This is a genomic window from Bacillus sp. V59.32b (assembly GCF_003429085.1).
Taxonomy (GTDB): domain Bacteria; phylum Bacillota; class Bacilli; order Bacillales; family DSM-1321; genus Peribacillus.
Genome location: NZ_QVTC01000059.1, coordinates 1 through 12,135 on the forward strand (window position 1 = coordinate 1; position 12,135 = coordinate 12,135).

Below are 12,135 nucleotides of genomic sequence, written 5' to 3' on the forward strand. Positions count from 1 at the left end.
GAGGAGTCTCGCAGATTCCCTTCCCAAAAACAACATTATCGTTTAACAGAGCCTTATTTAAAGATAAGAAAGTATAAAATTTTCAACATGTATTGATGTCTGGCGTAAGCAGCCCAGCCCCGATGCACAGGACGTGCTAGTGCCGACGAAGACATAACGATGTGGCGGTCTTAGTCGCTCTTCTTTACTTGCAGGGCGCTTGCGCTTTTCTTATCCAGGATTAATTCTCGCTCTGAAAGAATTCTTTCCAGGTAATGACCGCGTATTTTTCTCTCAATAAATAAAGCAGAACAGTTAACGACAGCAACAAAATTAGAATCATGGATGGACTGAATTCAGAAATGTAGCTTCCGAACACGGTATAGAAGAAGGCTAGGGGAATGTTTGATAAAAAAGAGTAATAGGCGAAGTTTTTTAATCCTTGCTTTTTCTCCATCAAACAAAGTGACAGTAAATGATAGTGGATTAAAGGAATGAGCCGCAGCACGGAGATTTGCCGGATATTCAGATGACGGTGTCCAAACAGTTTGTTTTTCATGCGCAACAGCCGCTCCATGGTTTTCGGAAACCTATGGATTACAGTGTAAAAGAAAAGACTGGATAAAGTAAGACCGATAATCGAATAGAGGGTACCCGCCGCCGGACCGAACAAGATACCTCCCGAGATGCAGACGACCACGACCGGAATGAATAAAAATTGCCTCAACAGATGAAAGATGATGAATACAAATGGCGCAAAGGTACTTGTTGTCCCGATATATCCTAGTATTAGCGAAAGCTCCTCATTCATGATTTTCCTCCTCTATGATGCCGGCACACGAGACTATTACAAGCATATACGGGAGGGGTGACATATATGACTATTTCATTATGAGGTATATCAGAAGGACGAGCTGGATGATCATTAATAACTGGAAGCCGATTCTAAATGAAGCATGCTTGGTTTTATGTCGGAATAAGAACATGCCGACAGTCGCACCTGTCCCCCCGCCCATTAAGGCGAGCAGCCAAAGCGTTTTCTCGCTAATTCGATATTGCTGTTTTTCGGCCTTTCTTTTGTCACTTTTCATCGTGACTAACGCAATGCAATTAATGACAAGGAAATAGAGCATGGCAAATGTGGTAAGCTCCATCTTTTTCCTCCTCCTTTTGTATGTAAAAAGCCATCCTCGGCAAGGAGAATGGCTTTGATTATCTTATTTTTCTAATTGCTGTTTAGCTGCAGTTGCCAGTTGAGCAAATGCCTGTTCATCAGCGATTGCAAGGTCAGCGAGCATTTTACGGTTCACTTCGATACCAGCTAGCTTCAAACCATGCATTAAACGGCTGTAAGAAAGACCGTTGATGCGTGCAGCTGCGTTGATACGAGTGATCCACAATTTGCGGAAGTCGCGCTTCTTTTGGCGACGGTCGCGGAATGCATACATTAAAGATTTCATTACTTGCTGGTTAGCAACTTTATATAATGTATGTTTTGAACCATAATAACCTTTAGCTAATTTAAGAACCTTTTTACGACGCTTGCGAGTAACAGTACCGCCTTTTACACGTGGCATGTTATTTCCCTCCTATATAGATCGATGAAGTCGATATTACTTGATATTGTCTAACAAATGACGGATGCGTTTGAAGTCACCTTTGCTCACAAGGCTAGCTTTGCGAAGCTTACGCTTTTGCTTAGTAGATTTGTTCGCGAATAAATGGCTAGTATAAGCGTGTGAACGCTTTAGCTTTCCAGATCCGGTTTTCTTGAAACGTTTTGCAGATCCGCGGTGAGTTTTCATTTTAGGCATAAGGTATTCCTCCTCATTACAATTACTTTTCGTTTTTCGGTGCTAAAATTAAGAACATGCTTCGACCATCCATTTTTGGATGGGTTTCAATCGTAGCTACTTCCTTGCAAGCTACTGCGAAACGGTCCAATACGCGCTGGCCGATTTCTTTATGCGTAATCGCACGGCCCTTAAAGCGGATGGAAGCTTTCACTTTATCCCCTTTTTCAAGAAACTTGATTCCATTGCGAAGCTTTGTATTGAAATCATGTTCATCAATGGTCGGGCTCAAGCGAACCTCTTTCAAGCTGATGATCTTTTGATTCTTGCGGGATTCTTTATCTTTCTTTTGCTGCTCAAAACGGAATTTTCCGTAGTCCATGATACGGGCTACCGGAGGCTTTGCGTTCGCAGCAACTACTACTAAATCAAGGTTTACACGAGTAGCAATTTCAAGTGCTTCGGATTTCGTTTTAATTCCCAGCTGTTCGCCGTTTTGGTCAATTAAACGAAGTTCGCGGGCACGAATACCCTCGTTTACCATCATGTCTTTGCTAATAGTTAGCCACCTCCAAGGTTATTTAGCGAATACAACGTTAAGAAAATATCTCTAGTACCATCATTCAAACTTTCTCACCATGATCTGCATCATTCGATTTTTCACAATAAAAAAGTGTGGATGTCGTCTAAACACCCACACAGATAGAATAATCAGAATAAATTCAGATAATCAAATCATGAACCTGCTAACTGCACATAATGCGTCGGGCCAGGTGAGAAGCGGGTGCTTCTTCTTTTCTTATAAACACGTATTCAATTCACCTAAGAAAATATACCATAAACACAGATGACATGTCAAACTCAATACTTGTTTTGACAACAAAAATTATCTTATCAAAAATTAGTGATCTTTGCAATATGTTTGGAAGATTTTTTGTGAAGGTGATAACTTCCATGTGTTTTTGATGGAACCTTTTGCATAAATTAAATGTCTGCGATGTTGTTTTTCGGATTTATGAACGGTTATTTTGATTTGTGAGCAATTATTGAAATTTATGAGCGATTATCCTGATTTGCCAGCGATTAGCAAAATTTACGAGCGATTATTCTGATTTGCGAGCGATTAGCAAAATTTACGAGCGGTGACTGTTGTGGCCCCCTACAGTAACTTAGACATATAATATTCATCCACATACTTTCCATCAATATAGAGAGAATCTCTTTTTGTCCCTTCGACTTCAAAGCCCATCTTTCGGTAGAGGGAAAGAGCCGCTTGATTATGAGCCAATACCGTGAGTTCCATGCGATGGATCTTATGCTGCTTCGCCCAATTCTCCATGGCTTCGAATAGCATGGTTCCAATGCCCTTTCCTCTTGAACGTTCCGACACACCTGCCACAAGATAGATGGAATGCCTGATTCTTTGCGGCATGTTTCCGATGATAAACAGGTATCCTTCCAAATCGCCATTATTATCAGCGACTAATGCTTCTGAAATTTCATCATCATTCAATCTTTTGATCCGTTCTCTTTGCTCTTGAATCGAAGTCTTTCTCTCTCCAGGTCCAAACAGCATGAAATTAGATTCATCCACCGAATTGAGCAGCTTTAACAGGTTTTCCGCGTCATCAGGTACTGCTTTTCTAATATTCATTCTAAGCCCCCTTTGAATCAAAAGGAGACACCCATTCTTGGTGCCTCCTTTCAAGGATTAACGTTTTACTTCATCATTAAGTGATTTGATAAAATCTTCAAACATAATCGTTTCGGATTTTTGTTCACCATATTTGCGGACGTTTACGCTGCCTTCTTTGCTTTCGTTATCGCCGACAACGAGCATATAAGGAATCTTCTGCATCTGGGCTTCGCGGATCTTATAGCCGATTTTTTCATCGCGTTGATCCAGTTCGACGCGGAAGCCTTCCATTTGAAGCTTTTCCTGTATTCCCTTTGCATAGTCCGAGTGAACCTCGGGTGATACAGGGATCACTTGAAGCTGAACAGGCGCAAGCCATGTCGGAAATGCTCCTTTATATTCCTCAATTAAGAAGGCGACAAAGCGTTCCATAGTCGAAACAACCCCACGGTGGATAACAACCGGTCGATGCTGCTTGCCGTCTTCCCCGACATATGTCAGATCAAAGCGTTCAGGCAGTAAGAAATCAAGCTGGACCGTCGAGAGTGTTTCATCTTTCCCCAAAGCAGTGCGGACCTGCACGTCCAGCTTCGGACCATAAAATGCCGCTTCGCCTTCCGCTTCGAAATACTCAAGGCCAAGCTCATCCATTGCTTCCTTCAGCATGCTTTGCGCTTTTTCCCACATCGCATCATCGTCATAATATTTTTCAGTATCCTCTGGATCCCGGTAGGACAGACGGAAGGAATAATCATTAAAGTCAAAATCTTTATAAACCTCGAGAACAAGGTTTACGACACGTTTAAACTCATCCTTGATCTGATCCGGGCGGACAAAGATATGGGCATCATTTAAAGTCATCCCTCGCACGCGCTGCAATCCTGATAGCGCACCTGACATTTCATAGCGGTGCTGCGTACCAAGCTCGGCAATCCGAATTGGCAGTTCACGATAGCTGTGAATGCTGTTTTTATAAATCATCATATGGTGCGGACAGTTCATTGGACGGAGCACAAGCTGTTCATTGTCCATATCCATCACTGGGAACATGTCTTCTTGGTAGTGATCCCAGTGGCCGGATGTTTTATATAAATCGACGCTTCCCATAATCGGAGTGTACACATGGTTATATCCAAGACGTTCTTCTTTATCCACGATATAGCGCTCAATTACGCGGCGGATGGTCGCTCCTTTTGGCAGCCATAAAGGCAGTCCCTGTCCTACCATCTGAGAATTGGTAAACAGGCTGAGTTCTTTACCAAGCTTGCGGTGGTCACGTTCTTTAGCTTCTTCAAGCAAGTGAAGGTGGTTTTCAAGGTCCTCCTTCTTGAAGAAAGCTGTTCCGTAAATCCGCTGGAGCATTTTGTTTTTGCTGTCGCCTCTCCAGTATGCACCAGCGATGCTTAATAATTTAAATTCCTTGATCTTCCCGGTTGTTGGCACATGGATACCGCGGCATAGGTCAAAAAATTCGCCCTGCTCATAAATCGTTACCTGCTCATCAGCAGGGATGGCCTCGATCAATTCAAGCTTGTATTCATCCCCGATTTCCTTGAAGCGTCTCTCCGCTTCATCACGGCTCACTTCAACACGGATCACTTCAAGATTTTCATTAATGATCTTTTTCATTTCTTTCTCAATCTTCGGAAGGTCTTCAGGAGTCAGCGATTCTTCCAGATCGATATCATAGTAAAAGCCGCCTTCAATCACAGGTCCCACCCCGAATTTAGCATCTTTATATAGGCGCTTGACCGCCTGGGCCATTAAATGCGCTGAACTGTGACGAAGAATTTCTAATGCTTCCTCGCCGTCCTGGGTAACGATTTCAATCGAACCATCTTCTTCAATCGGGCGCCTTAAATCATAAGGTTGTCCGTTGAATTTTCCGGCAATGGATTTCTTCTTTAAGCCGGGACTGATCGATGCCGCAATATCTTCGGTTGTCGTTCCTTTTTTGAACTCCTTTGCCGCTCCGTCAGGAAAAGTCACTTTGATCATTTCAGACATACCGTTTCACTCCTTCATTTGTTTGTTTCTTTCCACAGGGGCTTGGAAAATAGAAAAAGCCCGCCCCTGTATAAAAACAGGGACGAGCTTAAAGTTTATATGTTAACCCGCGGTTCCACCCTCGTTTCATTTGCGTTAATTTTAGGCAAATGACACTCGTGACTTAATAACGGCAGCTTCCCGTCAGCCAATACTCGCAACACGCTTTCATAGCTGAAGTTTAGAGGTGGTAGGCCTTCTAACCGTATTAGGAAGCTTCCAGCCGTGTCTTCCCTCTCTGTAAACCGATTTTAGAATACCCATGTCCTCATCAAAACCTTTGAATAATATGTAGTATGTAGGAAATTATAATTCGTTATGCATGGAAAATCAAGGTCTTCTTATAAAAAATGAGAGGACTGGCATGATTACCGATTTTTCTTCAAAAATTTTCGTAATCGTTTGGATTAGATCATCATCCGTTTCATCTGTATAAAGATTGAGACGCTTCGGTGCAATGGAAATAAGCGGTGCTAATACTTTTGAATCAATATACATCCGATTCTCCACAAGCAATTTCTTATCAATCATTTTAAAGATTTCATATTTATCAAGCTCTTTGAAGTTTTCATCAAAAAAGCGAAAGCCATTGTCATGGAGTAAATGAACAACTTCCATTTCCGATTCCCGCTCATAAAGAAGATCACGCAGAGTTTGAATAAAATTCTGGTAATCCTGCTCAAGCTTATATTCATCGATAGCACTTTCTACATAAACTACGAGAGAATCATAGAACGATTTTAATCGAAATGTTGCAAAAGAATCGAAGGAAAAAGAGATTTTGTCAGCGAGAAAAAATTGAAGACCTTCCTGGATGATTTTTTTTTCCGCTTTAAAAACGATGTGCTTTTGTTCTCCTTCGATAATCGAACTGGCAATCTCGATAATTGCATCGATTTCTTCGCGCTCCCGGTAAAAAAACTTTTGCCGCAAAATGGTTTCAAGCCAACTTAGTAATTTTTCTTCTAGCAAAAAGTTATAAAACACATCGCTTAATAAAAACAGTAACTTTTTCATATATGTATCTTTAATGGTGACAAACAGTCCGCTCTCAGGCTGAAAATGTATGTATTCATTCAGTTCCGTCCCTAAAGGATGGACGGAAACGTATTCAAGCAGTTTTAATGCTTCTGTTTCTGATTGAAAATGAATTCGTACCAACCAAACCCCCCCTAAACCCTGTCCTGCTTTCATATATATGGGATAAGCAGGCGGTTTAGAAGAGTTGTTATTGGTAATTCTAATAGGTATGGTTAAAAGTGGGTTATATGTCTTCGTAACTCCTTTCTTACATAGAAATTATGTCAAAGAAAGGCAGAAAAAACCTGATTGAAAAATCAATTCACAACAGGTTCTTAGATTTTAATGTAAAATGAACTTAGTGATTATGCATTTTTACTCTTAACATTGTTATGTGTGCGTGGTAATATCTTTTCAGATTCTTTTAGCGTTTTATTTACTGACCTAATGTTTGCAGACATAGATCTGTGAAATGCAGTTGAGGTGCATTTTTAAAAATTCAAAGAAATATTCATGTTCAGTTATTATCGCCTATTCAAAAGCTTAAACCACTTCTTTTGGTGAAGAACCCATTTTTCAATTAACTACATTAAATATAAGTTCATTAAATAATTATTTATATTGATAGCCCACCACCTAATCAGAATCTATGTCCAGAAATAAAAGAGTTGCGGATAAATTTATCCAACCAAAATAAACACCACTTGGAGACCCAAACGGTGTTCATTTTGGTTATTCATGAAATAAGTGAGCGAGACACTAATTAGGCTTAGTGTCTTCTGTTTTCACCCGTAAGCAGCAACGGTTCAGCTAGGTACTTGATTCGCTCCATGATCCTTGCTGCCTTCACTTCTTCTTTTTCACCGCGTTGTGAAAAGGTCAGATGATTCTGCAGGCCATTAAAATCAAAATTGGATGTGAAAAAAGTTGGCAGATTTTCTTGCATACGGAATTGAAGAATCGGCCCAATAACCTCATCCCTGGCCCAGCTGCTCATCGTTTCTGCACCAAAGTCATCGAGCATAAGAACGGGAGCCTTTTTCGTCATTTCGATTTTTTCATTTAAGGTGTTATCGCCGATCGATGCCTTGATTTCTCTTAAAAAGTCCGGGACATATACGATTAACGACGAAATCCGTCTGTCGGCCAGCTCATTGGCAAGCGCTCCGAGCAAATATGATTTGCCTACCCCGAAGCTCCCATGCAAATAAAGCCCCTTTTGCTTCTTGCCGGAACTATATTCCTCGACAAAGGTTGTAGCTTTTTCAGCCGCCTCCATGCGGCCTCCAGCTGATCCTGTACGAAAAAAATCCTCCAGAGAAGCAGATAAAATATCCTTCGGTACATAAAGGCTCTGAATCAGTTTTTCGTGTCTTCTTTTTTCATCGTTGATAACCTTCCGCTGGCATGGTTCATAATGAAGGTCAATCGAATTCCCTTGAACCACAAGCCTTGGATGGAATCCCTGCATCATGTTGATGCAGCCATCGAGACTAGGACATTTTTCGCAATTATTGCTTTGTGAAGAAAACTCATATAGCTTCACCAAGCCTTTTTCAATCATTTCCGTTGTAATGCGTGAACTGTTTTCATTTAAGAAAAGCCTGATTTCTTCATTATTTAATATTTCATTTTTTAAATGCTCGTATCTTTGTCGGAATTCTACATTATTTGCCAACTTGTTTAATGCGTCGCTTATCCTTTGCATGCCCGCTTCACCCCCTGCTTTTTAGTTTTTTAAGCCGTTCTTCCATCTGCCGCTTTCGTTCTTCCAGTCCTTTATCTTCCGCAATATCCTGGGATGGTTCAACCTGATCATCCTTCATCCAGTCCGGAACAATTTCCGTCCGGATCGTTTTCCTTGCACCAGCCTTGCTTTCTTTTTTCCCCTGGGCCCAGGACTGGTATTGCCGATGCTCGCTCTTGGCAAGCTCCATCGCTTCTTTTACGGTGACTACTTTTTTACGCGCCCAGTGGCCTGCGATTTTCTCTACATATCCTTTCGTCAGCTTCATATCCGTCTTAATCATGACATAGTCAATAAGTACATTAATGACTCCTGGATTGAGATTTTGATTAAGCATGACTCCTTCAATAATCTGGAGGTCAGATTTAGATGGTTCCCCTCCTCCTGAAAGCTGGATAAGCCGTTCCCGCGGTGACACTGTGTCAAGGTGGCGGATATATATATCTTCCTTCGTTTTCGGTTCATCCGTCTGGTCGTGGTAAATCGCTGGCTGGACGCGGTCGGAAAGCGAGGGCATATCACGATGGTATTCGATTTGATACCAATCGCGGGCTGCTTTGCGCAGTTCTTCCTCATCAATCTCATTTTCCGCATTAACAGATCCGATGACCAGGTTTTGCATTTGAAATACATCAATCCCATATAGGAAAGCAAGCTTGGATATCGTTTCCCTCACCTTGGACGTAAAGGCCCTTTTCGGGACAAGCGAGTTTTTTATCCCGGCAAACAGCAAGTCAAAATGGAATGTATCCTCAAATCCTTCCAGCGTTTTTGCCCCGCTTCTTCCGATAAATTTGGAGTTGGCTTCCGGTTTTAGCTCTACCTCCGTTTCATCTGAAACAAATAAAGAATCCTGGTGATCGGTAGTGAAAACCTCCGTAAATGACTTTGTCACAGGCTGGTAATCATCTAATGAAACGAGATCATCGCAGAAAAATTGCTTCAGCTTGCCGAATCGTTCTTTCCCCACTTTTTTATATAGATAGATATTCAACATCCCATCGGTAAAAAACTGTTCGGGAGAAAGCGGAGGGCTCAATTCATATACAAACTCATTTTCTTCATCGGTCTTCTTTTTATAAACATTCAATAGCCCGATACCCTCAAGCTTTTTTCTGGCCTCATATATTTCCCCCAGCTTCAGGTCCATTGTATTCATCAGATTATAATGCAAGGAGGACTGGGACCAAAGACGGTTTTGTTCCAATTCACTCCAAAGCGTGATGTATAAACTGATGCATACCGGCCCGATTAAGGGTTGATACAAGAGTGCTAATACTTTCCGGTCATAATCATGGAGCATACCTGCTGACGATACGATATACCGGTCAACAGGAACGAGTTCTTGCCAGTACTTTGACATACGCATTCAAACCTTTCGCCGTGCTAAAAAAAGAGCTAAAGCAAAAAGTCTTCAGCTCTACTTTTTTTCCTTACTTATTAAATCCTTTAATTCATCAATAAATACATTTATATCTTTAAACTGGCGGTAAACGGAGGCAAAGCGAACATACGCGACTTCATCCACTTCCGCGAGTTTGTCCATGACCATTTCACCGATGTCGACGCTTTTCACTTCAGAAGTACCCTGGCTTCGCAGCTCTTTTTCTACATAATTTGTGATTTCTTCTAATTGCGTTAAAGGAACAGGACGTTTTTCACATGCTCTAATTAAGCCGCGTAATATTTTATCCCTGCTGAACTCTTCACGGGTCCCTTCTTTCTTTACCACAATGAGAGGGATTTCCTCCACCTTCTCAAACGTTGTAAAACGGTATCCGCATACTTCGCATTCTCTCCGACGGCGGATCGAGCGGCTTTCATCAACCGGCCGGGAATCCAATACCCGTGTTCCGTTATATTGACAAGACGGGCATTTCATAATTATCAGCTCCGTGTACAATAGGTTTTATATACTATATCTTATTAAAAACAATCCGTCAGTACAAGGATAAAAAATCAAAAAAGAGATGCAGCAACTTCTGCATCTCTTATAGTTTCGTTTTCTTACAACGCATTCACTGTGCTTTTATTCACTTGGACAGGACCCATGCCACGCGGAAGCTCAATGTTCTCACGTGTTTCGGCGTTTAAGGCTTGTGCAATATAATCAGCAGCAATGTTTGGATCTAGATCTCCACATGTGTACACATCAATACTTGCGTATCCGTGTTCCGGAAAGCTGTGAATGGTCAAGTGGGACTCAGAAATGATCACTACGCCACTTACTCCTTGTGGAGCAAATTTATGGAAAGCTACTTCGCGAACCTCTGCACCGGATTTCAATGCAGCATCTACAAACGTTCTTTCAATTAATTCGATATCATTTAATTTTTCGAAGTCACAACCCCAAAGTTCTGAAATTACATGTCTTCCCATTGTTTCCATGTTTATGTTCCCCCTTAACATGATTAAGTATCTGTACCTTAATAGTAATAACTACCACGGGGGAAAGTTAGTCCAAAGAGGTCCTAACCCTTTAAGTAGCCATTATGAAACTACGTTATTAAGCACGAAACATAGTATACTTCGTTTGATTTTTTTTTGCAACATATCTGATGAATTTTTTACAGGAATGATCTTTCAAGACTTTAACGGTGAAAAGCCCACTACTGGATGTAGTGAGCTCTGTTAATAAGTTAGGAAGGGATGCTTATTTTAGCCAACCTTCATTTCAGTTTTAATCATCATTTCTCTTGCCACATAATTCACTAGATCGACAACTCTGCATGAATAGCCCCATTCATTGTCATACCAGGCAAGCACCTTCACTTTTCTTTCATCAATCACCATGGTTGATAGGCCATCGATGATCGCGGAATGCGGGTTTGTGTTGAAATCAATCGATACGAGCGGCTCGGTCGTATATTCAAGCACCCCTTTTAAGGAACTGTTCGAGGCGTTTTGAAAAGCTTCATTGATTTGATCAATCGTCACTTCCTGTTTCAAGTCGACAACTAGATCAACCAGGGAAACATTTGGGGTTGGAACGCGCAGGGCCATGCCATGCAGTTTACCCTTTAACTGTGGCAGCACAAGCGATAGTGCTTTTGCCGCGCCTGTTGTTGTCGGAATGATGCTTTGGCCGCAAGCACGTGCGCGGCGCAAGTCTTTATGCGGATTATCGATATTGTTTTGGTCATTTGTATACGCATGGATCGTTGTCATTAATCCGTTTTCAATGCCAAACTGATCGTCCAGCACTTTTGCTACCGGCGCCAGGCAGTTTGTCGTACAGGAAGCATTGGAAATAACGAAATGGTTTTCAAGATCCAGCGCTTCTTCATTTACACCCATTACTATGGTAACGTCTTCATTTTTACCCGGTGCAGTTAAAATCACTTTCCTGGCTCCTGCATCTAAATGCTGGGATGCTTTATCTCTATCATTGAATTTACCTGTAGCTTCGATCACGACATCTATATTCATTTCTTTCCAAGGCAACAGCTTTGGATCACGCATACTAATTAACTGAACGCGATGGCCATTCACAACGATGGCATCGTCTTCAGGGGTTACTTCACCTTCAAATTTACCATGATTCGTATCATATTTAATTAAGTGAGCTAACGTTTCAGCAGGATAGCTTGCATTAATTGCTACAATATCCAGATTATCCTCCAAGATTGCTTTTCGGAAAACCATCCTTCCGATTCTTCCAAATCCATTGATTGCTATTCGTGCCTTCATTTTTCGGCCCCTCCCGAATAAGTGTTATACTGTTTATTGGTTAATCTGGAATTAGTATAACATATTGGGACCTAATTGTGATGATAAAAACGTTTATTTTTTGAAATTTTTTATTATAAAGGCTCTGTTAAATTCCATTGATGATTTTCAAATGGTCATGGAATTTACTCGCTTTCCGCGGACGAACTGGCAAGCCTCCTCACTCGTACCTCGCTGCGGGGTCT

13 protein-coding genes and 2 other annotated features are annotated in these 12,135 nt (G+C 41.4%); all 13 genes read right to left on the reverse strand.

Annotation, left to right across the window (positions count from 1 at the left end; translation table 11 throughout):
* Positions 1-220: 220 nt before the first annotated feature.
* Entirely contained in the window at positions 221-790 is a 570-nt protein-coding gene (locus tag D0463_RS13825; protein WP_117307977.1) for a TVP38/TMEM64 family protein, read from the reverse strand.
* 70 nt (positions 791-860) lie between these two features.
* Positions 861-1,133, reverse strand: a complete 273-nt coding sequence (locus tag D0463_RS13830; RefSeq protein WP_254052806.1) for a DUF1294 domain-containing protein — start codon at positions 1,131-1,133, stop codon at positions 861-863.
* A 63-nt stretch (positions 1,134-1,196) separates the two neighbouring features.
* Complete coding sequence (rplT, locus tag D0463_RS13835; RefSeq protein WP_117307978.1) at positions 1,197-1,556, reverse strand: 50S ribosomal protein L20; 360 nt, start codon at positions 1,554-1,556, stop codon at positions 1,197-1,199.
* Positions 1,557-1,592: 36 nt separating this feature from the next.
* Complete coding sequence (rpmI, locus tag D0463_RS13840) at positions 1,593-1,793, reverse strand: 50S ribosomal protein L35 (RefSeq protein WP_117307979.1); 201 nt, start codon at positions 1,791-1,793, stop codon at positions 1,593-1,595.
* A 22-nt stretch (positions 1,794-1,815) separates the two neighbouring features.
* A complete protein-coding gene (gene infC / locus D0463_RS13845) occupies positions 1,816-2,319 on the reverse strand; it encodes a translation initiation factor IF-3 (protein ID WP_117307980.1) in 504 nt (167 codons plus the stop codon).
* A 114-nt stretch (positions 2,320-2,433) separates the two neighbouring features.
* Positions 2,434-2,574 (reverse strand) — a sequence feature (ribosomal protein L20 leader region).
* Positions 2,575-2,931: 357 nt separating this feature from the next.
* Entirely contained in the window at positions 2,932-3,426 is a 495-nt protein-coding gene (locus D0463_RS13850; protein ID WP_117307981.1) for a GNAT family N-acetyltransferase, read from the reverse strand.
* Positions 3,427-3,483: 57 nt separating this feature from the next.
* Positions 3,484-5,415: a threonine--tRNA ligase gene (thrS, locus tag D0463_RS13855; protein ID WP_117307982.1), complete on the reverse strand. Its 1,932-nt coding sequence runs from the start codon at positions 5,413-5,415 to the stop codon at positions 3,484-3,486.
* A gap of 75 nt (positions 5,416-5,490) precedes the next feature.
* Positions 5,491-5,738: a binding site (T-box leader), on the reverse strand.
* A gap of 46 nt (positions 5,739-5,784) precedes the next feature.
* Positions 5,785-6,615, reverse strand: a complete 831-nt coding sequence (gene ytxC / locus D0463_RS13860) for a sporulation protein YtxC (protein WP_160118441.1) — start codon at positions 6,613-6,615, stop codon at positions 5,785-5,787.
* A 628-nt stretch (positions 6,616-7,243) separates the two neighbouring features.
* Positions 7,244-8,182, reverse strand: a complete 939-nt coding sequence (gene dnaI / locus D0463_RS13865) for a primosomal protein DnaI (protein WP_117307984.1) — start codon at positions 8,180-8,182, stop codon at positions 7,244-7,246.
* A 7-nt stretch (positions 8,183-8,189) separates the two neighbouring features.
* A complete protein-coding gene (locus D0463_RS13870) occupies positions 8,190-9,584 on the reverse strand; it encodes a replication initiation and membrane attachment family protein (protein WP_117307985.1) in 1,395 nt (464 codons plus the stop codon).
* Positions 9,585-9,641: 57 nt separating this feature from the next.
* Complete coding sequence (gene nrdR, locus D0463_RS13875) at positions 9,642-10,103, reverse strand: transcriptional regulator NrdR (protein WP_117307986.1); 462 nt, start codon at positions 10,101-10,103, stop codon at positions 9,642-9,644.
* Positions 10,104-10,228: 125 nt separating this feature from the next.
* Positions 10,229-10,609 (reverse strand): adenosylmethionine decarboxylase, encoded by a 381-nt coding sequence (gene speD / locus D0463_RS13880; RefSeq protein WP_117307987.1) that lies wholly within the window; start codon positions 10,607-10,609, stop codon positions 10,229-10,231.
* A gap of 270 nt (positions 10,610-10,879) precedes the next feature.
* Positions 10,880-11,911 (reverse strand): glyceraldehyde-3-phosphate dehydrogenase, encoded by a 1,032-nt coding sequence (locus tag D0463_RS13885; RefSeq protein ID WP_117307988.1) that lies wholly within the window; start codon positions 11,909-11,911, stop codon positions 10,880-10,882.
* Positions 11,912-12,135 lie beyond the last annotated feature (224 nt).

Excerpts from the sequence above, each read along its gene's own strand:
- speD (WP_117307987.1), bottom strand. The coding sequence starts at position 10,609 with ATGGAAACAATGGGAAGACATGTAATTTCAGAACTTTGGGGTTGTGAC.
- D0463_RS13850 (WP_117307981.1), bottom strand. The coding sequence starts at position 3,426 with ATGAATATTAGAAAAGCAGTACCTGATGACGCGGAAAACCTGTTAAAG.
- D0463_RS13870 (WP_117307985.1), bottom strand. The coding sequence starts at position 9,584 with ATGTCAAAGTACTGGCAAGAACTCGTTCCTGTTGACCGGTATATCGTA.
- D0463_RS13825 (WP_117307977.1), bottom strand. The coding sequence starts at position 790 with ATGAATGAGGAGCTTTCGCTAATACTAGGATATATCGGGACAACAAGT.
- thrS (WP_117307982.1), bottom strand. The coding sequence starts at position 5,415 with ATGTCTGAAATGATCAAAGTGACTTTTCCTGACGGAGCGGCAAAGGAG.
- dnaI (WP_117307984.1), bottom strand. The coding sequence starts at position 8,182 with ATGCAAAGGATAAGCGACGCATTAAACAAGTTGGCAAATAATGTAGAA.
- D0463_RS13885 (WP_117307988.1), bottom strand. The coding sequence starts at position 11,911 with ATGAAGGCACGAATAGCAATCAATGGATTTGGAAGAATCGGAAGGATG.
- rpmI (WP_117307979.1), bottom strand. The coding sequence starts at position 1,793 with ATGCCTAAAATGAAAACTCACCGCGGATCTGCAAAACGTTTCAAGAAA.
- rplT (WP_117307978.1), bottom strand. The coding sequence starts at position 1,556 with ATGCCACGTGTAAAAGGCGGTACTGTTACTCGCAAGCGTCGTAAAAAG.
- D0463_RS13830 (WP_254052806.1), bottom strand. The coding sequence starts at position 1,133 with ATGGAGCTTACCACATTTGCCATGCTCTATTTCCTTGTCATTAATTGC.
- nrdR (WP_117307986.1), bottom strand. The coding sequence starts at position 10,103 with ATGAAATGCCCGTCTTGTCAATATAACGGAACACGGGTATTGGATTCC.
- infC (WP_117307980.1), bottom strand. The coding sequence starts at position 2,319 with ATGATGGTAAACGAGGGTATTCGTGCCCGCGAACTTCGTTTAATTGAC.